This window comes from Streptomyces sp. L500, assembly GCF_054551825.1.
On record NZ_JBTOLC010000027.1, the window covers coordinates 36,541 to 63,023 of the forward strand.

Below are 26,483 nucleotides of genomic sequence, written 5' to 3' on the forward strand. Positions count from 1 at the left end.
GTCAGGTCGAGGGGGGTGGGGCGGATGGTGCGCGGTGGGGGTCAGCGCTCGCCGGGGGCGGCGGGCTTCCAGCGGAAGAGCCGCTTCTCCAGGAAGGTCAGCAGCCCCTCGGCGAGCAGGGCGACGACGGCGAGGATGGCCATCGCCGCGTACACCCCGGCGGTGTTGAAGCTGCCCTGGGAGGCGGAGACGAGCAGGCCGATGCCCCGGTCCGCGCCGATGTACTCGCCGACGATCGCGCCGATCAGCGCGAAGCCGAAGCTGACGTGGAGGCTGGTGAAGATCCACGAGGTGGCGGCGGGGATGACGACCTGGAGGGTCACCTGCCGGCCGCTCGCGCCCAGGATCCGGGCGTTGGCGACGAGGTTGCGGTCCACCTCGCGGGCGCCCTGGAAGGCGTTGAAGAAGACGGGGAAGAAGACGAGCACCACGGCCGAGGCCACCTTGGAGGCGGGCCCCAGGCCGAACCAGATCACGAAGACCGGCGCGAGGACGATCCTGGGCAGTGCGTTGAGCACCTTGACGAAGGGGCCGAGGACGTCGGCGAGGAAGCGGACCCGGCCGAGGACGATGCCGAGGACCACTCCGGCCGTCACGCCCACGATCCAGCCGAGCAGGGCCTCGTAGAGCGTGTACGCGATCTGCTCGCCGAGCGAGCCCTGCGGGGTGCCGTGGAGGGTCCACTGAACGATCTGGTCCCAGATCCTCGACGGCATCGAGAAGTTGAAGGCGTCGATGACGTCGTTACGGGCCAGGATCTCCCACGCGCCCAGCAGAACGGCGAGGAGCAGGACGCGCGCGCCGAGGACCTTCAGCTTGTGGTTGCGCGCCGCGCGTGCCCGCGCTTCCGTGCGCCCCTGGGGGCGCTTCTGCGCGACGACGGTGGCGGCGATGGTCTCAGGCGACATGAGCGGCACCCCTTTCCCGGGTGATACGGACTTCCTCGCCGAGGGAGGACCAGATCTCCCGGTAGATCTCGATGAACCGGGGCTCCAGGCGCACGGATTCGACCCTCCGGGGACGGGGCAGGTCGATCGGGAAGACCTCCTTGACGGTGGCCGGCCCGGCCGTCATCACGACCACCCTGTCGGCGAGCGCGATGGCCTCCTCCAGGTCATGGGTGACGAAGACGACGGAGGCCGCCGCCCGGCCGTCGGGGCGCGAACCGCCCCACAGGTCCAGGAGTTCGTCCGACATCAGCGCCCGGGTCTGTACGTCCAGCGCCGAGAACGGCTCGTCCATCAGCAGGATCGCCGGGTCGCCGACGAAGGTCTGGGCGAGCGCCACGCGCTTGCGCTGGCCGCCGGAGAGCTGGTGCGGATAGCGGTCCTCGAACGCCGCGAGCCCCACCCGGCCCAGCCAGTCACGGGCCCGTTCGCGCGCCTCGGCCTTCGGCACCCCGCGGAAACGCGGGCCCGCCATCACGTTCGCCAGCACGGTCCGCCAGGGGAAGACCGCGTCCTGCTGGAAGACGAAGCCGACCTCGGGCCGGATGCCGGTCACGGGCTCGCCGCCCACCAGCACCTCGCCCTCGGTGGGCTCCTCCAGGCCGCTGACCAGCGTAAGCGTGGTGGACTTGCCGCAGCCGGTCGGGCCGACGACCGCCACGAACTCGCCCTGGGCGACGGTGAGGTCGAGATCGCGCACGGCCGTGTGGTCCGCCCCCGAGGGGGTGCGGAACACCTTGGTCGCACCGCGCAGCTCGATCGCCGGCGCCGCGTCCGGTCGTGGTGTGCCGCCGGGGTTCTCCCCTGGCTTGCCGCTGTTCCCGCTGTTCATAGGGCGCCTCCGCTCCCGGCTGTCCGGCCCCGCGGCCCGTGCGGGGCGACCGGTGCTGGAGGCTAGGAGTGGCGTGCGCCACAGCGGCAGTCTTGTGTGCGCTGTGCGACTTCAGCGTACGAAGCCTGTTCTGCTCGTTTTGCTCGCGATAGAACAACGAAAGTGACACGGGGGTGACACAAGAGGCCATCGTGCGGCTACGTTCGGTACACACCCATGGCCCGGAATGCGAAAGGCTCGTACATGCGCCCCCGGCTGCCCCGGCGTGTCTTCGCCCAGGCCCTGTCCGTCCAACTGCTGATCACCACCGGAGTCACCGCGCTGACCGCCGGTCTCTTCCTCGCGCCCCTGGGCGCCCAGCTGGACGAGCAGGCCGAACGCCGGGCGCTGGCCATCGCCGAGGCGGCCGCCGCCCAGCCCGGGCTCGCCCATGACATCCTGGCCGGGCCGCCGAGCCCCGACGGACCGGTGCAGACCGCCGCCGAGCGCATCCGCCTGGCGACGGACGCCAGTTACGTCGTGGTCGTCGACACCCGGGGCATCCGCTACTCCCACACCACACCCGCCGAGATCGGCCGGCACGTCAGCACCGATCCCGGCCCGGCCCTGGCCGGACGCGAGTGGACGGGCATCGAGAACGGCACCCTGGGCCGCTCGGCGCGCGGCAAGGTGCCGCTGCGCGGGCCGGAGGGCGCGATCGTGGGCGCCGTCTCCGTCGGCATCGCCTACGACGACGTGCGCGACATCCTGCTGCACGCCCTGCCGAGCATCCTCACCCACGCCGGAGCGGCGCTGGCGGTCGGCGCGCTGGCGGCCCTGGCCGTCTCCTGGCGGCTGCGCAAACGCACCCGCGGCATCGCGCTGTCGGAGATATCCGCCCTCCTCGACGAACGCGAGGCCATCCTCCACGGCATCCGCGAGGGGGTGGTGGCCCTCGACCGGAAGGGCAGGGTCCGGCTCATCAACGACGAGGCGCGACGACTGCTCGGCATCGGCCCGGACGCCCTCGGCCGGCCGCTGGACGCCGCCCTCCCGCCCGGCCGGACCACCGACGTCCTGGCGGGCCGGGTCACCGGCACGGACCTGCTCACCGTCCGGGACGGCCGGGTCCTGGTCGTCAACCGGATGGACACCACCGACGGCGGCACCGTGGCGACGCTCCGCGACCGTACGGAACTGGAGCAGCTGGGCCGTGAGCTGGACGGCACCCGGGGACTGACGGAGGCGCTGCGCGCCCAGGACCACGAGCACGCCAACCGGCTGCACACCCTCGTCGGGCTGCTGGAACTGGAGATGTACCAGGAGGCGGTCGATTTCGTGGCCGAGGTCACCGGCGCCCACCGGGCCACCGCCGAGCAGGTGACCGAGCGGGTCCACGAGCCGCTGGTCAGCGCGCTGCTGGTGGGCAAGAGCGCGGTCGCCGCGGAGCGCGGGGTGGCGCTGCGGGTGAGCGAGGAGTCGGACCTGCCGGGCCGGGTGGTGGAGCCGGGGGACCTCGTCACCGTGCTCGGCAATCTCGTGGACAACGCCCTGGACGCCACCGGGCGCTACCGTCCGGACGCCTTTGTGGAGGTCGGGATCCGGGCGGAGGGCACGACGGCCGTGGTCACCGTCTCCGACAACGGCCCCGGCGTCCCGGAGGAGGTGCGCGAACTGGTCTTCGCCGACGGCTGGTCCACCAAGGAGGCCGCGCCCAACCGCCCCCGGGGGCTGGGCCTCTCGCTCGTACGGCGGCTCGCCGAACGGTACGGCGGTTCGGCCCGCGCGGGTGAACGGGACGGCGGCGGCGCGGTCTTCACCGTGGAGCTGCCGGACGCCCTCCACCCCTTGGCATCGGGCACACGATCCCTCGAAGGAGTGAGCAGATGATCGAAGTCCTGGTCGTGGACGACGATTTCCGCGTCGCCGAGATCAACGCCGCGTATGTCATGCGCGTGCCGGGATTCCGGGTGCGGGCCACTGCCCACAACGCCGCGCAGGCGCTGGCGTTGCTGGAGCGCGGAGGCATCGACCTGGTGCTCCTCGACCACTATCTGCCGGACGAGAGCGGGCTGTCGCTGATCCGCCGCATCCGGGAGCTCGGCCACCACACGGACGTGATCATGGTCACCGCGGCCCGTGACGTCGCGACCGTGCAGACGGCCATGCGCTACGGCGCGCTCCAGTACCTGGTGAAACCCTTCACGTTCCCGGGGCTACGGGTGAAGCTGGAGGCGTACGCGCGGCTGCGGCGAACCCTGGAGGGCGCCGACGAGGCGGAGCAGGACCAGGTCGACCGTATCTTCGGCACGCTGCGCACCGCCGCCATCACCACCCCCCTGCCCAAGGGGCACTCGGCGCCGACGGCCGACCTGATCCGCCGGGTGCTCTCGGACGCCTCACGGCCCTTGTCGGCGCACGAGGTGGCGGAGCGCTCGGGGCTGAGCCGGTCGACCGCCCAGCGGTATCTCAAGCGGCTGGAGGAGTCGGGCAGGCTCAGCCTGACGCTCAAGTACGGCGAGACGGGCCGCCCCGAGCACCGCTACGCCTGGTCCGCACGGTGACACCTCGTCAGCGCGTCGGCCCCGTCAGCCCCGTCGGCCCGACCGTCAGGAGAGGGAGGTCTCCGGTGGGCGCGCGATGCCATGCCGGAAGGCGTACCGCACGGCCTGGGCCCGGTCGCGCACCCCGGTCTTGGCGAAGAGGTTGTTGATATGGGTCTTCACCGTCGCCGTGCTGACCTGGAGACGGCGGGCGATCTCGCCATTGGACAGCCCCTCGGCGACGAGTGAGAGGACTTCCGCCTCGCGCGCCGTCAGCCCGTCCGGAAGCTCGCGAGAAGGCCCCGGCGCCGTCGGCGGACGCTGGACCACCCCCGTGGAAAGGCGCTCCAGCAGCCGCAGTTGCACCTTCGGGGACAGCCCCGCCTCCCCCGACATCACATGCGCGACCGCCCTGACGATCTCCTCCCCGCCGGCGTCCTTGGTGAGATAGCCGCGCGCCCCGGCCCGCAACGCGGCGAACAGCGAGTCGTCATCGGCGTAGGTCGTCAGGATGACGACCTGGGTGGCCGGGTACTCGGCGCGGATCCGCCGGGTGGCCTCCACACCGTCGCACCGCGGCATCCGCAGGTCCATCAGCACCACGTCGGGCGTGTGCTCGGCCACCAGCCGGACCGCTTCCAGCCCGTCCGCCGCCGAACCCACGACCTCGATCCCCGGCAGCAGGCCCAGCAGTATCACGATCCCCTCGCGCACCACGGTCTGGTCGTCGGCGACCACCACCCGCGCCGCCCGTGGCCCCGCGCTCCCCTCCCCGACGGCACGGCCCGGCCCACCCGGCCCACCCACCCCGTCGTCGCTCGTACCGCCCGTCATGTGGGCACCCTCAGACACACCACAAAGCCCTCCTGGTCCGATCCGGCCGGCCCGGCCTCCAGCGTGCCGCCGAGCAGTTCGGCGCGCTCCCTCATCCCGAGCAGACCGTACCCGGCGCCGGAGGCCGCCAGCCCCTCGACCGTGCCCCGCGCACCGCTGTCCTTCACCCAGAGCTCCACCTCTCGCTCCAGATAGGTGAACCGCATCTCCACCCGGGCACCGGGCGCGTGCTTGCGCACATTGGTGAGCGCCTCCTGCGCGACCCTCCGCACGGCCAGCCCCGCCTCCGCCGGCAGCCCTCGCGGCTCCCCCGCCGTCTCCAGCCGCGCCCCCTCCGCCGCAGCGACCTCCCGCAGGAACTCCTCGACCGGTGTGAGCTCCCCCCGCAGGGCGGACAGCGCCTGCCGTGTCTCGGCCAGGCCCTGGCGCGCCATGCCCCGGGCCGCCGACACCCGCTCCAGGACCCGCTGCCGGTCGGCGTCGCTCTCGATCAGCAGCCGGGCGGCCTCCAGATGCACCAACTGCGCGGAGAGGCTGTGCGCCAGCACGTCATGTATCTCCCGGGCGATACGGGCCCGCTCGGCCAGCGCCGCCGACTCCGCCTCGGCCCGCCGCGCGGCCCGCTCCTGCGCCAGCAACCGGAATCCGGCCCCCCGGGCCTCCTCGTCCAGCCGCAGCGAGTACCCGATCAGCAGCACGCCCACGACCGTCACCCCGGTCGTCGCCGACCGGTCGTGGAGGGCCAGCACATACGCCCCCAGCGCTACGCCCGCGAAGGCCAGCCCGGCGCCCAGGGGCAGCCGCTCCACGGCGATGGCCGCGCTGACGCACCACAGCCCCGTCGCCGCGGCGTGCGATCCGGCCGCCTCCGCGGCCACCCCCACCAGCACCGGCACACCCAGCAGCGCCACCGAGGGCCACAACCGCATGGCGAGCGTCGTCAGATAGCACCCCCGTACCGCGGCGACGCAGAGCAGGAAGCCGACCGCGAGCGCGGCATACCCCCATCCGTGGAAGACGTCCTCGCGGAGCACCCCCCACAGGAAGGCGCCCACCAGGACGACGCGCACCACCCACGTCATCACCTGGCGCCGCCGGGGCACGCCCACCTTGGCGAGCGCCTCGCGGGCGGGCCATTCAGTCCAGTTCTCGATCGCCACGGATTCCACGCTACGGAGTCGGCTCCCGGCGCGTATCGGAGCACGGGTGGGTCCGGGGTGGATCCCGGGTGGAGGTGATATCTCCACCCGGGGGTGGACATCGAGTGTCGCGCGGCGGGCGCGCCGGGCCGTCAGGCGTCGATGCGCGAGCGGTCCAGCGTGGCCGCGGAGTTGGTGATGAACTCCTTGCGCGGCGCGACCTCATTGCCCATCAGCAGGTCGAAGGCGCGCTCGGCGGCCTCCAGGTCGCTGATGTTGATCCGCCGCAGGGTGCGGTGGCGGGGGTCCATCGTGGTCTCGGCGAGCTGGTCGGCGTCCATCTCGCCCAGACCCTTGTAGCGCTGGATGCTCTCCTTGTAGCGGACACCCTTGCGCTCCAACTCCATCAGCGTCTGCCGCAGCTCGCTGTCGGAGTAGGTGTAGATGTACTTGTCCTGGCCCTTCTTGGGGTTCGTCAGCTCCACCCGGTGCAGCGGGGGCACGGCCGAGAAGACCCGGCCCTCCTCCACCATCGGCCGCATGTAGCGCTGGAACAGCGTCAGCAGCAGGCAGCGGATGTGCGCGCCGTCCACATCGGCGTCGGCCAGGAAGATCACCTTCCCGTACCGCGCGGCGTCGATGTCGAACGTGCGGCCGGACCCTGCTCCTATCACCTGGATGATCGCGCCGCACTCGGCGTTCTTGAGCATGTCCGAGACCGAGGACTTCTGGACGTTGAGGATCTTGCCGCGGATCGGCAGCAGCGCCTGGAACTCCGAGTTCCGCGCCAGCTTGGCCGTGCCGAGGGCCGAGTCGCCCTCGACGATGAACAGCTCGCTGCGCTCGACGTCGTCGCTGCGGCAGTCGGCCAGCTTGGCCGGCAGCGAGGAGGACTCCAGCGCGGTCTTCCGCCGCTGGGCCTCCTTGTGCTGGCGGGCGGCGATACGGGTGCGGGCCGCCGCCACGACCTTCTCCAGCACGGCCCTGGCCTGCTGCTTGGCGTCGCGCTTGGTGGAGGTCAGGAACGCCTTGAGCTCCTTGGCCACCACGTTGGCGACGATCCGGTTGGCGGCCGAGGTGCCCAGCACCTCCTTGGTCTGCCCCTCGAACTGCGGCTCCGCCAGCCGGACGGTCACGACCGCCGTGAGCCCCTCCATGGCGTCGTCCTTGACGACGTCGTCCTCGGCGACCCGCAGCAGCTTGGCCGAGCGGAGCGCCTCGTTGACCGTCTTGGTGATCGACCGCTCGAATCCGGTGACGTGCGTACCGCCCTTGGGGGTGGCGATGATGTTGACGAACGACCTGACCGTGGAGTCGTAGCCGGTGCCCCAGCGCAGGGCGATGTCCACGCCGAGCTCGCGGGTGACCTCGGTGGGGGTCATGTGGCCCCGGTCGTCGAGGACCGGCACGGTCTCCTTGAAGGTGCCCTGCCCGGACAGCCGCAGCACGTCGCAGACGGCCTTGTCCTGCGCGAGGAACTCGCAGAACTCGCTGATGCCGCCGTCGAAGCGGAACGTCTCCTCGGTGATCTCCCCGCCGTCCAGGGCCCGCTCGTCGCGGACGACGATCGTCAGCCCGGGCACCAGGAAGGCCGTCTGCCGGGCGCGCCCGTAGAGGGTCTCCAGGGAGAGCTTGGCGTCCTTGAGGAAGATCTGGCGGTCCGCCCAGTAGCGGACGCGGGTGCCGGTGCGGGTCTTGGGGACCTTCTTGCCCTTGAGCAGGCCGCCGGAGGGGTCGAAGGGCGCGTCCGGGCCCGACTCGGTGAAGATGCCGGGGACGCCCCGGCGGAAGCTGATCGAGTGGGTCCTGCTGTTCCGGTCGACCTCGACGTCCAGCCGCGCGGAGAGCGCGTTGACGACGGAGGCGCCGACACCGTGGAGACCACCGGAGGCCGCGTACGAGCCGCCGCCGAACTTGCCGCCGGCGTGCAGCTTGGTCATCACGACCTCGACACCGGACAGCCCGGTCTTGGGCTCGACGTCCACGGGGATGCCGCGGCCGTTGTCCCGCACCTCCACCGACCCGTCGTCGTGGAGGATCACCTCGATGTGGTCGCAGAACCCGCCGAGGGCCTCGTCGACGGAGTTGTCGATGATCTCCCAGAGGCAGTGCATCAGGCCACGGCTGTCCGTGGACCCGATGTACATGCCGGGCCTCTTGCGGACGGCCTCCAGGCCCTCGAGGACGAGCAGGTGCCGAGCGGTGTAGTTGGATCCGTCCCGGTCTGCCCCGGTCAGCAACGCAGTGGACGGCACGGACGTCTCGGCGGTCACGCGGTTCGCTCCTCGCTGAATTTCTGTCTGGCCCGAGTGGGGCACAAGGGTGGCTCGTTTGCCGTTCAGAGGGTACCGAGGCCAGGTAGAGCCTTTGTGCCGCCACCCTTGAGAACAACCATGCTAATCGAGATTCGATCAGACGTTCGATACCTCGATGGAGTGACATGCACATCACGTTCCCTTCGAGGCATGAACCATTTAGGCTCCGGGCACGTCCTCAAGAACAACCCGGCAAGCCGGCCGGGAGGACGACAACCCCCAGCGACGTGAAACCGTAAGCCCACGCGATACGGCTCATTCGCCGCCAAACGTCAAGGTCCGGCCCCACTCGAAAGGAAGTTTCGAGGAAAAGCCACGAGCGGGAACGTTTTCGGCCTGGTTGGATGTTGACCCTGGTACGACAGCTCGTCGAGCTAGAGAAGAGGCGACGTGACTACTGTTCTGACCCCCGCGAGCCCGCTGACGGCCGCTGACCGCTGCGACCGGTGCGGCGCTCAGGCTTACCTGCGCGTCGTTCTCATGAGCGGCGGTGAACTGCTCTTCTGCGCCCACCACGGCCGCAAGTTCGAGCCAGAACTCAAGAAGATCGCTGCGGAAATACAGGACGAGACGGAGCGGCTCACCGCCGTGCCGGCGTCCGCGTCCGACGAGGACCGCTGAGTCCGCGCGGTGCAGCGCTGACACATCGCATCCGACGACGAGCGAGGTCCGGCCATCCAGGGCCGGGCAGCCGCGGGCGGCCACCCCACCGGGGAGGCCGCCCGCTCTCGTACCCTCCGCCGGCCTCCGCGTCCCTCCGGCGGTGCTGTTCCCGGGCTCACCGAGGTCTCCTGCCCGGGCGTTTCCCCGACCCCGGTGCGGGCGGCGCCACCTGCGGTGACGCGGACGGCGCGGCCGGCGGCCGGACGGGCGGGGCCACCGAAGGCTGCGCGGGCGGCGGAGCGGCCGGAGGAGGGGCCGCGGGAGCCGGGTCGACGCTGTGGGCCCACACCAGCGCGGCGACCGCGGAGACGCGCGTATAGACCCCCGGACGGCCCGCCTGGGCGCATCCGCTCCCCCAGGACACCAGCCCCACGAGGCGGCCCCGCGCCACCAGCGGGCCCCCGCTGTCGCCCTGGCAGGCGTCCCGCCCGCCGCGTGGCAGCCCGGCGCAGAGCATGGTGGCCGGCTGGTAGACCCCTTCGGGGCCGCCCGGGTACGCCTGCCGGCACATCGCGTCCTCCAGGACGGCCACCCGCGCGCCCCGCAGCGTCGGCGAGTAGGCGCCGTTGCCGAACATGTCGCCCCAGCCGTAGACGCCCGCCTCCGTCCCGGGCTGATAGGCCACGTCCCCCTCCTTCGCCAGGGCGATCGGCGTCTTGTCGGCGACCGGTTCGGCCAGGGTGATGACGGCCACGTCCCCGGCGTTCGTCTCGGGGTTGAAGGCGGGGTTGACCCAGGCGTCCTTAAGCGCGATCTCCTTCCCGGCCCCACCGCGCAGGTCGTCGCGCCCCACGATCACCCGAAGGTCCTTCGCCTCGGACATCTCGACGCCGAGCACCTCACGACTGAGACAGTGGGCCGCCGTCACGACCGTCGAACGGCTCACCAGGGCACCGCCGCAGAACTGGCCCGATCGCGTGGGGCCGAACCGCTCACGGCTCGCCAGAGCCACCGTCCAGGGCACGTCCGCGACTTTCACGGCCTGCCCGCCGATGACCCCGCGTTCCCCCGCCCGCACCGGCAGCGGTGCCGCCAGCAGCAGCACGGCCGTTCCGATCAGCGGGTACCTCAGGGCGCGCATACACAGCCTCCTGACGGAGCGAAATTCTTTGCCTACCCAGCGTCACCCCGCACGCCGGTCACCGCATCCCGGGACACAGCGGGGCCCGGCCCCTCGGAAGAGGAACCGGGCCCCACGGCGATCGATCTATCGCTATGTCAGGACTAGTCGAGGTAGTCGCGCAGGACCTGGGAGCGCGACGGGTGACGCAGCTTCGACATCGTCTTGGACTCGATCTGACGGATGCGCTCACGCGTCACGCCGTAGACCTTGCCGATCTCGTCGAGCGTCTTCGGCTGACCGTCGGTGAGACCGAAGCGCATCGAGACCACGCCGGCCTCGCGCTCGCTGAGGGTGTCCAGGACGGAGTGGAGCTGCTCCTGGAGCAGGGTGAAGCTGACCGCGTCGGCCGGCACGACCGCCTCGGAGTCCTCGATGAGGTCACCGAACTCGCTGTCGCCGTCCTCACCCAGGGGGGTGTGGAGGGAGATCGGCTCACGGCCGTACTTCTGGACCTCGATGACCTTCTCCGGGGTCATGTCGAGCTCCTTGGCCAGCTCCTCCGGGGTGGGCTCGCGGCCCAGGTCCTGGAGCATCTGGCGCTGGACACGCGCGAGCTTGTTGATGACCTCGACCATGTGCACCGGGATACGGATGGTGCGGGCCTGGTCGGCCATCGCGCGCGTGATGGCCTGGCGGATCCACCAGGTCGCGTACGTGGAGAACTTGTAACCCTTGGTGTAGTCGAACTTCTCCACCGCGCGGATCAGACCGAGGTTGCCCTCCTGGATCAGGTCCAGGAAGAGCATGCCGCGGCCGGTGTAGCGCTTGGCCAGGGAGACCACCAGACGGAGGTTGGCCTCCAGGAGGTGGTTCTTGGCGCGCCGGCCGTCCTCGGCGATGATCTCCAGCTCGCGCTTGAGCTTCGGGGCCAGCTTGTCGGCGTTCGCCAGCTTGTCCTCGGCGAACAGACCGGCCTCGATGCGCTTGGCGAGCTCGACCTCCTGCTCGGCGTTGAGCAGGGGGACCTTGCCGATCTGCTTCAGGTAGTCCTTCACCGGGTCGGCGGTGGCACCGGCCACCGCGACCTGCTGCGCCGGGGCGTCGTCCTCGTCCTCGTCGGACAGGACGAAGCCCTTGTTCTCGCCGCTCTCGTCCTCTTCCTCACCCTTGCCCGGGGTGGGGGTCTCCTCAAGGAGATCCTCTTCGAGGAGCTCGTCGGCGTCCTTCTTGGCGGCCGTCTTCTTGGCCGTCGTCTTCTTGGCGGCGGTCTTCTTGGCCACCGTCTTCTTGGCCGTCGCCTTCTTGGCGGCGGTCTTCTTGGCGGGCGCCACGGCCTCGTCCGTCTCGTCGCCGTACGCGCCCTGGGCGGACGTGGACGACGCGGAGGACTGCCGCGCCGTGACCGTCTTGGAGGAGACGGCCTTGGTGGCGGTGCGCTTCGCCGGGCTCTTCGCTGCGACGCTCTTGCGGGTGCGCTTGGGCGCCTCTGCGGCACTGACCATCAGCGTCACACCCTCCTCGTCGAGGACCTGGTTGAGGCTGCGCAGAACGTTCTTCCACTGGGTTGGCGGAATCTGGTCAGCCTCGAAGGCCCGACGCACGTCGTCGCCGGCGATCTGCCCCTCGGCCTTTCCCTGCTCGATGAGCGCCATCAGAGACTCGGATTCGGCGATCTCCGGCGGGAGCGTACGGGATGTGCTGGCCGACACGAACAACCTCTCGGAACGATGGAAACGGCTTCCGGCCCCGTCCGCTCTGGACCGGGCCGACGACCGTCGGCAAGGATGAACCGACGGCGCGCGGGCGGTAGTGCGGAGAAGTCAGCACCTCCATCGAGGCGCGTATTCCCTCCGCGGCCACCACCTCTTTAGTCATCGCGCTGTCACAAGGAGCGTTACGCCCAATCCTCGTGGCCCGAGTCACACCCCAAAACAGGGTGAAAGGCCCCTGAAGTGGACAGATCGTGACCTCTGCCGCCGTCGGCGGCCGTGCGGAACGGCTCGCCCGGTGCGTGCGTACGACCCCGTACGCACGCGCCGGCCGAGCGGCCCCGCACGCGCCGCCCCGTCCGCGTGGTCCGTCCCGCGCTCAGTGCTCGCGCGGGGCGGGCACCACTCGCTCGACCTCGGGGTGGGTGACGAGCAGTTGGCGCATGGCCGCCTCGGCGCCCGCGGCGTCCCCGGCGGCGACGGCGTCGACGATCCGCAGGTGCTGCCCGACGCCCGCCTCGGTGGGACGGTCACAGCCGCCGGTGGAGGCGCCGGAGACGTGGAGGGCCGCCGAGACGATCCCCGAGAGGTGCTCCAGCATGCGGTTGCCCGCGACCTGGAGGAGCAGGGAGTGGAACTCGGCGTCGGCGCGGGTGAAGGTGAGGGAGTCGCCCTGGGCGAGGGCGTGGCCCATGATCTCGGCCATGTCGGCGAGGCGCTGCTGGACGTCCTCGCGGCCGTGGCCGGCGGCGAGCCGGGCGGCCAGCGGCTCGATCGTCCAGCGCAGCTCGCACAGCTCCCGGCGCTGATCCTCCCGCTGCGGACCGAAGGCCCGCCATTCGATGATGTCGGGGTCGAGGAGGTTCCAGTCGCTGACGGGCCGGACTCGGGTGCCCACGTTGGGGCGGGCGCTGACCAGGCCCTTGGCCTCGAGGACGCGCAGGGATTCGCGGACGACGGTGCGGGAGACCTCGAAGCGCTGCCCGATCTCCTCCGGGACCAGCGGGCGGTCGGCGCCCAGGTCACCGGAGACGATCATCTGGCCAAGCTGCTGTACGAGCTGGCCGTGCAGCCCTCGGCCACGGCTGCCTGCGGCGCGGCGGCCCACGCGGCTCAGCTCCGTGTCGCCGTCCCAGGCGGGCGAGGCGCCACGGTCGGCCCCGGGGGCGTCCGCGTAGGAGTAACGGTCAAGCTCGCCCGGGCCTGCGAGGCCGGAGTCGGCGGGGCGAGCCGCGGTCATCATGGTGTGCGCAAGGGTACTCACGCTTCCTTTGTCGGCGACACCTCGAAGGCCCTTGAGGTCTTTGGTGAAAAGCACACGAAAGGGTGATCGCCCATTACCTCGCAATTGACGCTCAAATAGCCAGAATCGGGCGGCTCCCTGGGCTGACCGACTGCGGAGAGTGACTCCCTCGCCGATTTCTCCGCAGGCCCTCCGGGCTGATTGTCACTCTGCGTTCTCCCCGGACCGGCGAGGCGCACTAGCACAGCGCTCACCTGGGCCGCCCGCGGATCACGGTCAGCACATAGGCGCCGAGCAGCCCCGTCAGCGACAGCGCGAGCGCCCAGCCGATCGGCTGGGACATCAGGCGCAGCGCCGCCTCGATCCCCTGGTCGAGCCCGGACGGCCAGCGCACCAGGGCCGCCGAGCGCAGCCGCTCCGGCAGACCGATCAGCGACCGGGCCTCGGGCCGGGAGAGCGCGCCACCGAGCACGGGCACCACCAGCGTGGGCACGGCGAGGACCGCCACCAGCCCGAGCGCGGTGGACCGGAACAGCCCGGCCGCGAGCAGCCCCGCCCAGGCGCACCCCAGGACGAGGCAGGCCCAGCCCACGAGCGCGGCCGCCCAGCCGCCGGGGAGGAGGGGGACGGCCGGGCCGAAGAGGATCCGCAGGGCGGCGGAGTCGAGGCCGAGCGCGGTCAGCGCGAGGAGCAGGGCGGTTCCCGCCGAGACGGCGAGCTTGGCGCCGAGCAGCCCCAGCCTGCGCGGCACGGTGCCCTGGTCGGGGGCGAGGGCGGGGTAGCGGAATTCCTGGCCGAAGGAGAGCGCGCCCAGGAGACCGGCCGCGAAGGCGACCGGCGGCAGGGGAAGCCAGAGCGGCCAGCCGGCGAGCAGCCGCAGTGCCGGGGCAGCTCCGGCGCGCGCGAGCAGGACGGAGGCGAGCACGGACATGACGAGCGCCCCGCCCGCCACGCCCCAGCCGGTGCGTACGCCGGTGGCGCGGCGCAGTTCGTAGCGCAGAGGCCACGCCGGGCTCGGGGCGGGGAGCCGGCGCCGCAGACCGGAGCGGGGCGCGGCGGCCTCCGGCACGGCGGGTCCGTCCGGAGCGTCCTCGTCGGCCGCGGCGCCGGACCCGCGGCCGTCGGCGCGCCGCAGCGGTGCGACGGGGCCGGTGTCCACGGTCTCCTCCGCAAGGCGGTGCACGAGGATGCCGTGGCGAAAGGCGGTCTCGCCGACGACGGCGCAGCTGCTGCCGTAGACGAAGAGGCGGCTGCCCCCTTCGCGCACGACCTCGACGGGAGGGCCGCCCGGCCGCTCGTCCGCCGAGTCCGCCTCCTCGGCCAGGACGTGGGCGAGGCGGTTCGCCAGGGGCGACTGGACGGCGACGCGGGGGCGCAGGCGGGTGCCGGAGAACGCGGACCCGTCCTGGTCGGCGACGAGACGTCCCTCGTCGATGGTGACGACCTGGTCGGCGATGCGGGCCGCCTCGGCCGGGTCGCGCGAGGTGACCAGGACGGCTCCGCCCTGGGCCGCGTAGCCGCGCAGGAGTCCGTGGAGCCACGCGGTCTCGCGGGGGGAGAGTCCTCCGGCGGGTTCGTCGAGGACGAGGGTGTGGGGGTCGCCGAGGAGGGCGGAGGCGAGGCCGAGGCGGCGGTCCATGCCGAGCGAGAAGTCACCGAGGCGCTGATCGGCGAGGCCGCTGAGGCCGACGACCTCGAGAACGTCATCGGCGCGCTCGGCGGGGACCCCGGCCGCGGCGCTGAGCATGCGCAGATGGCCGCGGGCCGTGCGACCGGGGTGGCCGGGGACGTCCCCGAGGAGGACGCCGATCTCGCGGGCGGGGTGGGGGATCCGGTCCAGGGTGCGGCCGCGGAAGAGGGCGACGCCGCGCCCCGGGTCGAGTCGCAGCATCAGGCGCAGGGCGGCGGTCTTGCCGGAGCCGGGCTCGCCGAGCAGCACGGTGACGCGCCCGGGGCGGGCCTCGAAGGTGAGGTCGTCGACGGCGGGGGGCTGGTGGCGGCGGGAGAGGCTGGTCAGCCCGATGGCCTGGATCATGGCTTCACTCGCGGGACGGCGGGACCGTACCGCAGCACCGTAACCCGATATGTCCTATTTGCTGCGCACTGCGGATACCCGCCGCCGCGTGTCCCCTCCGGCGGCGGCCCCGGTGCCCTCTTCCGCTTCGGTCCCCGCGAGCTCCGGGGCTACGCCTCGGGCCGCAGCATGGGCGGATTGAGCAGCGTGGCCCCGCCCGCCCGGAAGAGCTGCGCCGGACGCCCGCCCTGGCGTGTCGTCGTCCCGCCCGTGGGCACCAGGAACCCCGGCGTGCCGGTGACCTTGCGGTGGAAGTTCCGCGGGTCCAGCGCGACGCCCCACACCGCTTCGTAGACCCGTCGGAGCTCGCCGACCGTGAACTCCTGCGGGCAGAAGGCCGTGGCCAGCGAGGAGTACTCGATCTTCGACCGGGCGCGCTCGACGCCGTCCGCGAGGATGCGGGCGTGATCGAAGGCCAGCGGCGCGGCCTGCTCGCCCTCGCGCCCGTATCCGACCTCCTGGTCCAGCAGGTCCTCGACGGGGGCCCAGCGCACGCTGCGCGCGTCGCCGCCCGGGCGCGGGGCCGGCAGGTCGGGCGCGAGCGCGAGGTGGGCCACGCTCACCACGCGCATCCGGGGATCGCGCTTGGGGTCGCCGTACGTGGCGAGTTGTTCGAGGTGCGCGGCGTTGGCGTTCGCGGCCGCCGCCGGGTCGTGGGCCTGCAGCCCGGTCTCCTCGGCCAGCTCCCGGGCGGCCGCCGTCGCCAGGTCCTCGTCGCCCCGCACGAACCCGCCGGGCAGGGCCCACCGGCCCTGGAACGGGGGCTCGCCGCGGCGGACGGCCAGCGCGCACAGCGCGTGGCGCCGCACGGTGAGCACGACCAGGTCGACGGTGACTGCGAAGGGCGGGAAGGCCGACGGGTCGTAGGGCATACCGTGATCATAGTCGTCTTCCTGACGATAAACAGGCTCTTCCGCTCCCCCCATGAGCGGTCCGGCCACGAACCCGGCGCTCATCCGCTCACACCCCCAGCTGCAGTCCGGCCGCGGCTTCCTCGACCATGCCGAGCCCGAGCCTGCTGATCCGTACGGAGAACGGCCGCTCGGCGACGCGCAGCCCGGTGAACCGCAGCTCCCCGAGCGGCGCCGAGCGCGGCGGCCGGACCGTCACCCCGCCCGCCGGGACGTCGGGACGCACCCCGGCCGCGGCCGTCAGCAGCTGGACCGCGCCGGCGGCGGCCACGGCGGCGGGCCGGCAGGCCGCCGGGTGCGGCAGCGGCGCTCCGCCCGTGGTCCGCTGATCCCCCGCGTACATCTCCGGCAGCCGATGGCCGAAGGACTCGGAGGCGTCGAGAACCCCCCGGAGCAGCCCGGTGGCCTCCTTCTCGTATCCGGCCGTCATCAGCCCGGCCACGGCGACCGCCGTCTCATGGACTCGTACGGCGCCCCCGCGGTGCCCGAAGGGGTTGTGCCCCGGTTCCTTCGCCCCCAGGCTGCGCAGCCCCCAGCCCGAGTCGAGGGCGGGCCCGCCGAGCAGCCGGGCGAGTTGCTCGGTCTGCACCCTGTCGAGCAGCCCCGGGCCGTACTCCCCCGCTCCGAGCAGCCCCGTGTCCAGCAGGTGGGCCGCCGCGCAGCCCAGGTGGGGTATCAGCCGGCCGTCGGCCGTGCGCGCGGCCACGGGCCGCCCACCACCGGGGTCGTCGGCCCAGAAGTCCTCCCGGAAGCGGCGGCGCAAGGCCGCCGCCCACTCGCGCAGCCCCTCCGCGCCGGGGCGGCCGTATGCCTCCAGCAGGTCGGCCCCGAGGGACGCGGCCCGGTGGGCGTGTGCCTGGACCTCGCAGCGGTACGGCCCACCGGGCGCCGGGTCCGCGAGGTACACCCGGTCCCCGGTGGCGGCCCGCAGCCACTCCAGGCACCGCTCGGCGGCGGGCAGCAGGGCCTCGGTCTCCTGCTCCGGAAGCCCCCAGCGACGGGCCTCCGCGAGGACGACGGGGAACAGCAGGGTCGCCTCGACGCCGGTGCACCCGGGGGGCAGATGGGCGCCCGAGTGCCGGAGCGCCCCGGGGATCCTGCCGGTGTCGGGGCCCGGGCCGGCGATCTGGGTACGCGCCAGGGTGCGCAGCGTGCCGGCGGCCAGCCGGACGCCCAGGGGCAGGGCCATCCGGGCCGCCCAGAGGGCCTCGGCGGGGGCGAGCTGGCCGCACCGCCAGGGGATGCCGGCGGCGAGGTGGGCGTCGCCCGGGTGGACGGGATCGCGCACGAGGAGCGCGCGAAGGTCGCCGAGGGCCGTCGCCAGCAGTGCCGGAACCCGTGGGTCGTCACCGTCGGCCTCGGCCTCTCCCCAGGGCGGCGCCGCCCCGCCCCGGCCGTGCGTCGCCGACTCGGCCGCGTGCGGGCGACCTGGCAACTCGGGGCGCACCCGCAGCTCGATGCTCCGGCTGCCCCCGGGCGGCAGCCGTATCTCCCAGCACAGCAGTCCCGCCGAGGCGAGGACGTCGTCCGGGGCCGGGTCGGCGGTGACCACCGCGTGCAGCCTGGGGGCCGACCAGCGCAGCCCGGAGGCGTGGACATCGGCGGGGATCTCGGGCCCGGCGGCCCCGGCGGCGATCGCGGCCAGCTCGGCGAGGTCGGTGCCCAGGGCCACTTCCACGGGCAGCGTCAGCTCCTGCGCCGCCGAACTGCGGACGACGATCCGCTCCACGCCCTCGGCGTCGCGCAGCCGCTCGACGGTGACGGCTGGATCCGGCCCGGCGTCGGCGGGGGTGCGCACCGTGCCGACGAAGCGGGCGCGGTCCGCGCCGACCATCCGACCCTGCACGGGCATCGGCTCGACCCCCGCGATCCGCACCCGGCACGTGCCCAGGAGCCTGCGGCCGCTGCGGTAGAACCCGTCGAGTCCGTGCCCGGTGAGCTGCCCGTGCGCCCGGGAGATCGCGAGCGCCGGGAGGGAGACGCAGATCAGTGCCTCGTGAACGGGCTGCGGCCCCTGGGGGCGCGCACCGCCGCCGCGCCGCTGCTCGGGCGGACGCTGAACCAGCTGGGGCGTGTGGGTCGAAGGACCCTTGGGGGCGATGCCTTGCACGGTGTCTGCGCTCCCTGGGCTCTCGCGGTCCGGCGTCCGGCGGTCGTCAGGGGACCGCCGGGTGGCCGATGACGGTCGCCGACGACGATTACGGCCACATAGGTGAACGGCGCCGGGCCCGCCGAAGTCACGGTGGCGCACGGAAGCCGGGGTCATGACCGGCTCCGCGCGCCCCGCTGCCCACCGCGCCGCCGCGTACGCGCCCGGCCCTCGGGCCCACCGGCGCCCGCTGGGCCCACGGGCCCGCCCGGAGAGCCCGGCGCGGCAGAAGAGCCCGGCCCGCTCGGGCCTGCCGGGCGGGCGGGCCCCGCATCGGCCGACCCCGCACCGGTCGACCTCGCACCGGCGCTCGCGGGCCGGTCACGGCGTCGCCGCTCGCCCGCGCGTTCCGCCGCTTCCATCACTTGCACTGCTTCCATCACTTCCACTGCTTCCGTCGCTTCCATTGCCCCCGTCGCTCCCATCACCTCCATCGCTTCCCTTTCGTCCATCACTGCCGCGTTCCCGACCACCGCCGTCTCCGTAGCCGGCACCGGGCTCGTCATGGTCGGCACAGGGCTCGTCATGACCGCCTCGTCCTCCTCGGCCATAGCACCGGGCCCCGCCCCCGTAGCGGGCTTCCGGCTCCTCGCGTCGGCGGCCGCCGCGCGGGCCGCTTCGGCTTGGGCGGCCGTGTGCACCGCGCGGTCGGCGCGTTCGCGGCGCAGACAGCGACGGAGGTGTTCGGGGTCCATGCCGTCGTTGCACGCGCGGTGCAGGAGCTGGGCGAAGAGGTATTCGGGGTCGGCGCTCAGGGCCCGGCTCAGGGCGACCCGTGCCTCGGGGTGGTCGCCGATCGACCAGGCGACCCAGCCCGCGAGGGCGAGGGGCGCGGCCGCGTGCTCCGTGTAGGGCGGCACGCACCGCCGGACGAGAGCCCGCCACAAGCGCAGCACCGCAGGGGCCCGGGGGCCCTCCATCCATTCCGCGGCGTGGTCGCGCGTGGTGCGGTCCTGAAGGCCGAGGATGACGGCCGCCGCCTCGTCGGCGGCCAGAAGGTCGTCGTCACGGGCATCGGCTTCCACCCGGCCGATGACGGGCCGGGCCGTGTGGAACCGGCCCACGACCAGGCTCACCAGGTCCAGCGTCTCCTGCCGTACGGTCCGGCCGGCGGTGCCGGCGAGGATGCGCGGAACGAGGTCGGCGGCGGCCGCGTCCAGCGCGGACTGCTGCTCCATCGCCCGTCCTCCGGTGAGCGGGGCGTACCGGGCCTCCATCTCGCGGAGCGTTCCGCGCACCTGGATTCCCGCGTAGGCGGCGGCCGCCGCCATGACCGAGGTGCCGAGAGGGGTCAGCGGCGCGCCGTCCGGCGGGCAGCAGCGTTCGTCTGGGCAGCAGTAGGACCAGTAGCGGCCGTCGGAGAGGCACAGCGCCTCGTAGACGGGGACGTCCAGCCCGCCGCAGGCCAGGCGCAGGCTCTGGGCCAGCGGGCGGAGCCGCTCCATGACCTGGCGGCCGGTCTCCCCTCCCGCGGGGTCCTGGCAGAGGAACAGGACGATGCCGTCGGGCCGGGCACCCCGCTTGTCGCAGCCCGCGATCAGGGTCTCGGCGAGCTGCCGGCTGACGTCGGGCCACTCGTCCGGGCCCGGGATGCCGAGCCTGAGCCGCCCGCCGAAGCGGCCGCGCTCGCCGTGGAGGGCCAGCATCACCACGCTGTCGTTGGGGTGGAAGCCCAGCAAGTACGGAAGGGCGTCGGCGAGTTCGGCCGGGCTGCGCAGCGTGATCTGCGCGTCCGGCGGGGTGTTCCAGGCGGCGGAGGAGTCGGTGGAGGGGCGGGAGGACTCGTTGTGGTGGGTCATGGCCCGAGAGTCCCGCGAGGCCGTCCGAGCCCGCCAGCCCTGTGGATAACTCCAGAAGTATTGTCGTACTACTCCTGTGGAGAAACGTCCGCGCGGGTTTTCCACAGGTCCGGCCACCGGTTCGCGCGTTGTCAGTGTCCTCGTGTTGCATGGGGGCATGACCAACGAAGCCCTCCGCGTCTCGGCGGATACCGTCCTCGCCCGTCTCGTCGGAGACGCCACGGGCACGGCGAGACTGCGCGAGGACCAGTGGCGCGCGATCGAGGCCCTCGTCGCCGACCGCCGCCGCGCGCTGGTGGTCCAGCGCACCGGGTGGGGCAAGTCCGCGGTGTACTTCGTCGCGACCGCCCTGCTGCGGGCGCGGGGCAGCGGCCCGACCGTGATCGTCTCTCCCCTGCTCGCCCTGATGCGCAACCAGGTCGAGGCGGCCGCGCGGGCGGGCATCCACGCGCGCACGATCAATTCCTCCAACACCGAGGAGTGGGAGACCGTCCAGGCCGAGGTCGCGGCGGGCGAGGTGGACGTGCTGCTGGTGAGCCCGGAGCGGCTCAACAACCCGGACTTCCGGGACAACGTGCTGCCCAAGCTCGCCGCCGCCACCGGTCTGCTCGTCGTGGACGAGGCGCACTGCATCTCCGACTGGGGCCATGACTTCCGGCCCGACTACCGCCGGCTGCGGACCATGCTCGCCGACCTGCCGCCCGGGGTGCCGGTGCTCGCGACGACCGCCACGGCGAACGCCCGCGTCACCGCCGACGTCGCCGAGCAGCTGGGTACGGGTGAGGGGGCCGAGGAGGCGCTGGTGCTGCGCGGTCCGCTGGACCGGGAGAGCCTGAGCCTCGCCGTCCTGGAGCTCCCGGACGCCGCCCACCGCCTGGCCTGGCTCGCCGATCACCTCGACGAGCTCCCCGGTTCGGGCATCGTCTACACGCTCACGGTCGCCGCCGCAGAGGAGGTCGCCGCGTTCCTGCGCCGCCGCGGCCACACCGTCGCCTCGTACACCGGCAAGACCGAGAACGCCGACCGTCAGCAGGCCGAGGAGGACCTGCAGGCGAACCGCGTCAAGGCGCTGGTGGCCACCTCCGCGCTCGGCATGGGCTTCGACAAGCCCGACCTCGGCTTCGTCGTCCACCTCGGTTCCCCCTCCTCCCCCATCGCGTACTACCAGCAGGTGGGCCGGGCCGGGCGCGGCGTCGAGCACGCCGAGGTGCTGCTGCTGCCCGGGCGTGAGGACGAGGCGATCTGGAAGTACTTCGCGTCGCTGGCCTTCCCGCCGGAGGAGCAGGTCCGTCGCACGCTCGACGTGCTGGCCACCGCCGACCGTCCGCTGTCGCTGCCCGCCCTCGAACCGCTGGTGGACCTCCGGCGCTCCCGGCTGGAGACCATGCTGAAGGTCCTCGACGTGGACGGCGCCGTGCGCCGGGTCCGCGGCGGCTGGACCGCGACCGGCGAGCCCTGGGCGTACGACGGCGAGCGGTACGCGTGGGTGGCGCGGCAGCGCGAGGCGGAGCAGCAGGCCATGCGGGAGTACGCGGCGACGACCGGGTGCCGGATGGAGTTCCTGCGGCGGCAGTTGGACGACGAGGCGGCGGCGCCCTGCGGGCGGTGCGACAACTGCGCCGGGTCCCGGTTCTCCGCCGGCGTCTCCGGCGCGGCCCTGGACGCCTCCCGGGGCGAGCTGGGACGACCGGGAGTCGAGGTGGAGCCGCGCCGGATGTGGCCGACGGGGATGGCCGCGGTCGGTGTGGACCTCAAGGGGCGCATCCCCCCGGGTGAGCAGGCGGCGCCCGGCCGGGCGCTCGGGCGGCTCTCCGACATCGGCTGGGGCAACCGGCTGCGCCCCCTCCTGGCGCCGCAGGCCCCGGACGTCTCCGTTCCGGACGACGTGGCCGACGCGGTGGTGACCGTGCTGGCCGACTGGGCGCGGGGATCGGGCGGTTGGGCGTCCGGCGCCCCGGACGCCCCGGCCCGCCCGGTGGGGGTCGTCACCGTCGCCTCCCGGACCCGGCCGCTGCTGATCCGCTCGCTCGGCGAGCGCATCGCCGCCATCGGCCGCATGCCCCTCCTCGGCACGATCGAGTACCGGGACACGGACGCGGACACCCGGGTGCCCCGCACCAACAGCGCCCAGCGGCTGCGGGCGCTGGACGGGGCGCTGACCGTGCCGCCGGCCCTCGCGGAGGCCCTGGCGTCGGCCGGCGGGCCGGTCCTTCTCGTCGACGACATGACCGACACCGGCTGGACCCTCGCCGTGGCGGCGCGGCTCCTTCGGCGCTCCGGTGCGAAGGAGGTGTTCCCTCTGGTCCTGGCCGTTCAGGGGTGACGCGCGTGGCGGTCGGGCGGCCCGGAACTCCGGGCCCCGGAACAGCGGATACCGGTCAATGGCGGCAATTGATCGTTGCCGCGCGGCGGCCGGGGCCGCGAGAATTGGACCGGTCCCCCGCTCCCGCCCGTCGCACGGGCCCGCCGGACCGCTGTCGCGCCGTATGCCGCGGTGTACGCCCTGCCTGAGCTCCCGCACCGGATCGTGGGCGTGCAGACGAAGGGAGAATCATGGCCTTCGGCTTCACTCCACCCTCGTCCGCCGACTCCGTTCCCCGCCCGGGCAGACTGCTCGAACCGGCGGACTGGATCGCTTCGGGAGTCCCCCTGCTGCGCAATCCGCGCGAGGTGGTCAGCGGGCTCCACGCCCGGCACGCGCCGACGCCGTCCACGGCGGTCGTCGCCGTCTTCCAGCCGGACGAACGGCTCGTGGCCAGCGCCTCCTTCGCCCGGCACACCGGACGCGCGGATCCCGCCGACGGCTGGGAGCTGCGCAACGCGCTCCTCACCCAGCTGCGCCGGGTGATCCCTCATGACCTGCGCAGACGCACTCCGGTCCGCACGGCCGTACTGCTCTACTGCCGTGCGGGCGCGTCCCATTGGACGGAGGAGGACGGCGCGTGGATGTGGGCCCTGCGTGACGCCTGCGCGCTGCACGGTCTGCGCTGCGGCGCGTACATCACACTCACCCGCACCGGATGGCGGATCCTCGGCGAGGGACGCAGCGGGCGCCGGCCCTGCTCCGCCGCCTATCCGGTCACGTCACTGAGCTCCGGCGGCGGAGCGCCCGAGGCGCACCGCCGCACGGTGGCCCGGTAGGGCGATACGACACGGTGGCCGACGGCTCCCTCACGAGCGGCCGGCCACCGTGCGCGTCCGTCAGGCGTCAGCGGCCAGAAGGCTGTTGACGCGCTGCGGGTCACCGCAGACGATCAGCAGCGCGCCGGCGCGGGCCATGGCCGCGGGCAGCGCGTCGGCCACCGCTGCGTCCGACCCGCCGTTGACGGCCACGACGACGACCGGGCGGGGCGCGGCCCGCTGGGCGTCGGCGGCGGTGTAGAAGACGTCGTCCCCGGCGTCGTGCTGCGCCCAGTAGGACGCCTCGCCGAAGGACAGCTCGTGCGCGGCCCAGGGGTGCGGGTCGCCGGTGGTGAGGACCAGCACCTCGCCGGGGGCCCGACCGCTGTCGAGCAGCACGTCGACGGCCTCGTCGGCGGCGTCCAGGGCGCCCTGCGCGGTGGCCGGGATCAGCTGGATCTGCGGGGTGGCCGCCGGGGCTCCCGCGGCCTGCTCGCGAGGGGCGCGCTGGGCCGGGACGGCGGTGCGTTGCGGGCCGGTGCCGCCGGGCCGTATGGGGGCCGGTCGGGGACCAGGGACAGGGCGGGGGGTCGCCGCGGTCCGGCCGGGGGCCGGTACCGCGCGGGGACCCGGGACACTCTCGTGAATCTGAGGCTCCTCGGGGATGAGAGGCATGAGTTGATGTTTATCAAACGCCGGTGCGAGTCGCGTCGGCGGGTGGCGCTGTGCGCCCGTCCGGATCAGAAGTCGAAGCCGAGCTGGCCACCGGCCTCCAAGGCCATGTCGTCGGGGCTGATACGTGCTCGCTTGAGGTGCTGCCACCGGGGCAGCGCGTCCAGGTAGGACCACGACAGCCGGTGGTGCGGGGTGGGGCCCAGCTCCTCGAGTGCGGCGCGGTGCACGGGCGACGGATAGCCCGCGTTGTCACCGAAGGCGAAGTCGGCGTGCAGCTCGCCCAGTTCGGCCATCATGGCGTCCCGCCGCACCTTGGCGATCACGGAGGCGGCGGACACGACCACGCAGGACTGGTCGCCCTTGATGACCGTACGGACCTTCCAGGGCGCCCCGAGGTAGTCGTGCTTGCCGTCGAGGATCACCGCGTCGGGCCGTACGGGCAGCGCTTCGAGCGCCCGGGTGGCCGCCAGCCGCAGGGCCGCCGTCATGCCCAGGTCGTCGATCTCCTGTGGGGAGGAGTGGCCGAGCGCGTACGCGGTGACCCAGGACTCCAGCTCGACGGCGAGTGCGGTGCGCCGCTTGAGCGTCAGCAGCTTGGAGTCCGTGAGCCCCTCGGGCGGACGGCGGAGGCCGGTGACGGCCGCGCACACGGTGACGGGACCGGCCCAGGCGCCCCGGCCGACCTCGTCCACACCGGCGACGATCTTTGCTCCGGTCGTCGCTCGGAGGGAGCGCTCGACGCTGTGGGTAGGCGGTTGATAGGGCATGACGCCTGCAAGGTTACGCCTTCGAGGCCGGACTGTCCCGTCCCGCCCCCGCTCCTTCCGTCCGCTCAGCGCGAAGCGGCCGGAAGCCAGCCGGGGAGGGCTTCCGTGGACTCCAGCCAGGCAGTTGGCGGAGCACCTCGTTCCGACGCGGCGACCACTCCTCCGGCGATCGCGGAGGTGGTGTCCACGTCACCGCCGGCCCGCGCCGTCGTCCAGAACGCCTCCTCGAACGAGTCGAGGTGGCGGGCCGCGACCCACAGCGCGAAGGGCACGGTGTCGTGGGCGCCGGTCCGCCGGCCGCAGCCCAGGACGGCGGCGACGGTGTTGGTGTCGGCGTAGTCGAGCATGTCGCGGGCGCGGCGCAGCCCCTGCTGGACCGCGCTGCGCGGCACGAGAGCGATCACCCCGTCCAGGAGGGCCTCGGGGCCGGTGGCGCCGGACGGGCTCGCGGCGATGGCCGCCGCGGCGGCCACGGCCATGGCGCCGGCCACGGCCTCGCGGTGCTGGTGGGTGGTGTACGCCGAGATCTCGGCCTGGTGCGTGGCCTGCTCGGGGTCGTCGGCGTACCAGGCGCCCAGCGGGGCGATGCGCATGGCGGCGCCGTTGCCCCAGGACCCCTGCCCCTTGAACAGCGCGGCGGCCAGCTCGCGCCAGTCGCCGCCCTCCCTGATCAGGCGCAGCATCCGGTTGACCGCGGGACCGTAGCCGCGGTCGAAGTCGTGGTGCTCCGCGAAGGAGCGCGCGAGGGCGTCCTGGTCGATACGGCCGTGCTCGACCAGGACGGCCAGGACGGAGCAGGCCATCTCGGTGTCGTCGGTCCAGCTCCAGGGCGCGGGCGGGAGCTCGCGGCGTTTGAGGGACGGATAGTGGGCGGGGACGAAGAACTGGGAGCCGAGGGCGTCACCCACGGCCAGCCCCCGGAGGCTCGCCAGGGCTCGGTGGAATCGGTCAGCTGTCATCGCTGCGAACTCTAGTCGGTGAAGCCGTACGACTCCGGGGTACACCAGCGCTCGAACGGCCGGTCCAGGTGATAGCGACCGTCGGAGCCGAGCAGCAGCACGCGGGTCTCGGCGTTGCCCGGGTTGGACAGGCACTCGAACTCGGCGACGGTCCAGTGCAGCCATCGCATGCAGAACAGCCGCATGGTCAGGCCGTGGGTGACGAGCAGGACGTTGGGCGGGTGGCCAGGATCCTCGAAGCTGCGCCACAGGCTCTCCAGGAAGGCGCCGACCCGGTCGTAGACGTCGGCCCCGGACTCGCCCTGGGCGAAGCGGTAGAAGAAGTGCCCGTAGGCGTCGCGGTAGGCCTTCTGCCGGCGCACGTCCTCCCGTTCCTGCCAGTTCCCCCAGTCCTGCTCGCGCAGGCGCGGCTCCTCGCGCACCCGCACACGACTGGGGTCGAGCTTCAGGGCGTGGAAGGTCTGGTGCGCGCGGCGGTAGGGCGAGACGTACGCGGAGATCCGTTCGTCGCCGAAGAGCTCCCGGAGCCGCTCCCCGGCCTGGTCGGCCTGCTTGCGGCCCTTCGCGGTCAGGCTGAGGGCGTGGTCGGGCTCCCGCTCGTAGACCGTGTCGTCCACGTTGCCCTCCGACTCTCCGTGCCGGAGGAGGACGATGCGCCGGGGCCGTGACATGCCGCCACCCTAGAGCCAACAGTCGGACCATGCCTCACGCTCCCCCAGCGGTCGGACCCGGCACGACGGCAAATGCAACCACCGTCGCGTT

The 26,483-nt window shown here is 73.1% G+C and carries 21 protein-coding genes; 5 read left to right on the top strand and 16 right to left on the bottom strand.

The features are described from left to right. Positions 1–41: 41 nt before the first annotated feature. Together ACX9I7_RS22675 and ACX9I7_RS22680 are read right to left on the bottom strand one after the other, a co-directional pair. The gene (locus ACX9I7_RS22675) at positions 42–908 is read right to left on the bottom strand and encodes an ABC transporter permease (protein ID WP_459388335.1); all 867 of its coding nucleotides are present in this window, start codon (positions 906–908) and stop codon (positions 42–44) included. Then, positions 898–1,779, bottom strand: a complete 882-nt coding sequence (locus ACX9I7_RS22680) for an ABC transporter ATP-binding protein (protein WP_387571990.1) — start codon at positions 1,777–1,779, stop codon at positions 898–900. Before ACX9I7_RS22680 ends, ACX9I7_RS22675 begins: the two co-directional genes overlap by 11 nt. Before the next feature lie 216 nt (positions 1,780–1,995). Between ACX9I7_RS22680 and ACX9I7_RS22685 the strand changes: the two genes are divergently transcribed. Then, positions 1,996–3,648, top strand: coding sequence for a sensor histidine kinase (locus ACX9I7_RS22685; protein WP_387571993.1), 1,653 nt, complete (start codon positions 1,996–1,998; stop codon positions 3,646–3,648). Continuing rightward, complete coding sequence (locus ACX9I7_RS22690) at positions 3,645–4,322, top strand: response regulator (RefSeq protein WP_459388336.1); 678 nt, start codon at positions 3,645–3,647, stop codon at positions 4,320–4,322. Before ACX9I7_RS22685 ends, ACX9I7_RS22690 begins: the two co-directional genes overlap by 4 nt. 45 nt (positions 4,323–4,367) lie before the next feature. Here ACX9I7_RS22690 and ACX9I7_RS22695 read toward each other — a convergent pair whose 3' ends face one another. The 3 genes from ACX9I7_RS22695 to ACX9I7_RS22705 form a co-directional block, all read right to left on the bottom strand. Then, positions 4,368–5,135 carry a response regulator transcription factor gene (locus ACX9I7_RS22695; RefSeq protein WP_387571999.1) on the bottom strand — a complete coding sequence of 256 codons (768 nt, stop codon included), beginning with the start codon at positions 5,133–5,135 and terminating at the stop codon, positions 4,368–4,370. Further along, positions 5,132–6,295, bottom strand: a complete 1,164-nt coding sequence (locus ACX9I7_RS22700) for a sensor histidine kinase (RefSeq protein WP_459388337.1) — start codon at positions 6,293–6,295, stop codon at positions 5,132–5,134. Before ACX9I7_RS22700 ends, ACX9I7_RS22695 begins: the two co-directional genes overlap by 4 nt. A 131-nt stretch (positions 6,296–6,426) precedes the next feature. After that, positions 6,427–8,547 carry a DNA gyrase/topoisomerase IV subunit B gene (locus tag ACX9I7_RS22705; protein WP_358631583.1) on the bottom strand — a complete coding sequence of 707 codons (2,121 nt, stop codon included), beginning with the start codon at positions 8,545–8,547 and terminating at the stop codon, positions 6,427–6,429. 432 nt (positions 8,548–8,979) lie between these two features. Here ACX9I7_RS22705 and ACX9I7_RS22710 point away from each other — a divergent pair, with 432 nt between their 5' ends. After that, positions 8,980–9,210, top strand: a complete 231-nt coding sequence (locus tag ACX9I7_RS22710) for a DUF7455 domain-containing protein (RefSeq protein ID WP_071961820.1) — start codon at positions 8,980–8,982, stop codon at positions 9,208–9,210. A 157-nt stretch (positions 9,211–9,367) separates the two neighbouring features. On the opposite strand, the gene ACX9I7_RS22715 is transcribed toward ACX9I7_RS22710, so the two are convergent. From ACX9I7_RS22715 to ACX9I7_RS22745, 7 genes are all read right to left on the bottom strand, one after another. After that, a complete protein-coding gene (locus ACX9I7_RS22715; RefSeq protein ID WP_459388338.1) occupies positions 9,368–10,333 on the bottom strand; it encodes a S1 family peptidase in 966 nt (321 codons plus the stop codon). A gap of 143 nt (positions 10,334–10,476) precedes the next feature. Next, a complete protein-coding gene (locus ACX9I7_RS22720) occupies positions 10,477–12,024 on the bottom strand; it encodes an RNA polymerase sigma factor (RefSeq protein WP_387572009.1) in 1,548 nt (515 codons plus the stop codon). A 379-nt stretch (positions 12,025–12,403) separates the two neighbouring features. Next, positions 12,404–13,342, bottom strand: coding sequence for a FadR/GntR family transcriptional regulator (locus tag ACX9I7_RS22725; RefSeq protein ID WP_308430319.1), 939 nt, complete (start codon positions 13,340–13,342; stop codon positions 12,404–12,406). A gap of 175 nt (positions 13,343–13,517) precedes the next feature. Beyond that, on the bottom strand, positions 13,518–15,302 hold the full coding sequence (locus ACX9I7_RS22730; RefSeq protein ID WP_387572012.1) for an ABC transporter ATP-binding protein: 1,785 nt from the start codon (positions 15,300–15,302) through the stop codon (positions 13,518–13,520). Between the two features lie 149 nt (positions 15,303–15,451). Next, on the bottom strand, positions 15,452–16,213 hold the full coding sequence (locus ACX9I7_RS22735; RefSeq protein ID WP_459388339.1) for an NUDIX hydrolase: 762 nt from the start codon (positions 16,211–16,213) through the stop codon (positions 15,452–15,454). A gap of 88 nt (positions 16,214–16,301) precedes the next feature. Continuing rightward, positions 16,302–18,317, bottom strand: a complete 2,016-nt coding sequence (locus ACX9I7_RS22740; RefSeq protein WP_459388348.1) for a glycogen debranching N-terminal domain-containing protein — start codon at positions 18,315–18,317, stop codon at positions 16,302–16,304. Positions 18,318–18,514: 197 nt separating this feature from the next. Further along, entirely contained in the window at positions 18,515–20,200 is a 1,686-nt protein-coding gene (locus ACX9I7_RS22745; RefSeq protein ID WP_459388340.1) for a DUF4192 domain-containing protein, read from the bottom strand. A gap of 157 nt (positions 20,201–20,357) precedes the next feature. On the opposite strand from ACX9I7_RS22745, the gene ACX9I7_RS22750 reads away from it, so the two are divergent. Together ACX9I7_RS22750 and ACX9I7_RS22755 are read left to right on the top strand one after the other, a co-directional pair. Beyond that, positions 20,358–22,523 carry a RecQ family ATP-dependent DNA helicase gene (locus ACX9I7_RS22750; protein WP_387572021.1) on the top strand — a complete coding sequence of 722 codons (2,166 nt, stop codon included), beginning with the start codon at positions 20,358–20,360 and terminating at the stop codon, positions 22,521–22,523. Positions 22,524–22,753: 230 nt separating this feature from the next. Continuing rightward, on the top strand, positions 22,754–23,341 hold the full coding sequence (locus tag ACX9I7_RS22755) for a hypothetical protein (protein ID WP_387572024.1): 588 nt from the start codon (positions 22,754–22,756) through the stop codon (positions 23,339–23,341). 60 nt (positions 23,342–23,401) lie between these two features. Here ACX9I7_RS22755 and ACX9I7_RS22760 read toward each other — a convergent pair whose 3' ends face one another. The 4 genes from ACX9I7_RS22760 to ACX9I7_RS22775 all read right to left on the bottom strand — a co-directional run bounded on the left by ACX9I7_RS22760 (position 23,402) and on the right by ACX9I7_RS22775 (position 26,392). Further along, positions 23,402–23,995, bottom strand: a complete 594-nt coding sequence (locus ACX9I7_RS22760; RefSeq protein WP_459388341.1) for a hypothetical protein — start codon at positions 23,993–23,995, stop codon at positions 23,402–23,404. Positions 23,996–24,060: 65 nt separating this feature from the next. Then, positions 24,061–24,762 carry a ribonuclease HII gene (locus ACX9I7_RS22765; RefSeq protein ID WP_387572030.1) on the bottom strand — a complete coding sequence of 234 codons (702 nt, stop codon included), beginning with the start codon at positions 24,760–24,762 and terminating at the stop codon, positions 24,061–24,063. A gap of 65 nt (positions 24,763–24,827) precedes the next feature. Beyond that, complete coding sequence (locus ACX9I7_RS22770; protein WP_459388342.1) at positions 24,828–25,721, bottom strand: ADP-ribosylglycohydrolase family protein; 894 nt, start codon at positions 25,719–25,721, stop codon at positions 24,828–24,830. A gap of 11 nt (positions 25,722–25,732) precedes the next feature. Then, a complete protein-coding gene (locus ACX9I7_RS22775; RefSeq protein WP_126916423.1) occupies positions 25,733–26,392 on the bottom strand; it encodes a histidine phosphatase family protein in 660 nt (219 codons plus the stop codon). Positions 26,393–26,483: the final 91 nt, after the last annotated feature.

Coding starts and splice junctions, on each gene's coding strand:
- ACX9I7_RS22675 (WP_459388335.1), bottom strand. CDS start 908: ATGTCGCCTGAGACCATCGCCGCCACCGTCGTCGCGCAGAAGCGCCCC.
- ACX9I7_RS22680 (WP_387571990.1), bottom strand. CDS start 1,779: ATGAACAGCGGGAACAGCGGCAAGCCAGGGGAGAACCCCGGCGGCACA.
- ACX9I7_RS22685 (WP_387571993.1), top strand. CDS start 1,996: ATGGCCCGGAATGCGAAAGGCTCGTACATGCGCCCCCGGCTGCCCCGG.
- ACX9I7_RS22690 (WP_459388336.1), top strand. CDS start 3,645: ATGATCGAAGTCCTGGTCGTGGACGACGATTTCCGCGTCGCCGAGATC.
- ACX9I7_RS22695 (WP_387571999.1), bottom strand. CDS start 5,135: ATGACGGGCGGTACGAGCGACGACGGGGTGGGTGGGCCGGGTGGGCCG.
- ACX9I7_RS22715 (WP_459388338.1), bottom strand. CDS start 10,333: ATGCGCGCCCTGAGGTACCCGCTGATCGGAACGGCCGTGCTGCTGCTG.
- ACX9I7_RS22730 (WP_387572012.1), bottom strand. CDS start 15,302: ATGATCCAGGCCATCGGGCTGACCAGCCTCTCCCGCCGCCACCAGCCC.
- ACX9I7_RS22735 (WP_459388339.1), bottom strand. CDS start 16,213: ATGCCCTACGACCCGTCGGCCTTCCCGCCCTTCGCAGTCACCGTCGAC.
- ACX9I7_RS22745 (WP_459388340.1), bottom strand. CDS start 20,200: ATGACCCACCACAACGAGTCCTCCCGCCCCTCCACCGACTCCTCCGCC.
- ACX9I7_RS22750 (WP_387572021.1), top strand. CDS start 20,358: ATGACCAACGAAGCCCTCCGCGTCTCGGCGGATACCGTCCTCGCCCGT.
- ACX9I7_RS22755 (WP_387572024.1), top strand. CDS start 22,754: ATGGCCTTCGGCTTCACTCCACCCTCGTCCGCCGACTCCGTTCCCCGC.
- ACX9I7_RS22760 (WP_459388341.1), bottom strand. CDS start 23,995: ATGCCTCTCATCCCCGAGGAGCCTCAGATTCACGAGAGTGTCCCGGGT.
- ACX9I7_RS22765 (WP_387572030.1), bottom strand. CDS start 24,762: ATGCCCTATCAACCGCCTACCCACAGCGTCGAGCGCTCCCTCCGAGCG.
- ACX9I7_RS22770 (WP_459388342.1), bottom strand. CDS start 25,721: ATGACAGCTGACCGATTCCACCGAGCCCTGGCGAGCCTCCGGGGGCTG.
- ACX9I7_RS22775 (WP_126916423.1), bottom strand. CDS start 26,392: ATGTCACGGCCCCGGCGCATCGTCCTCCTCCGGCACGGAGAGTCGGAG.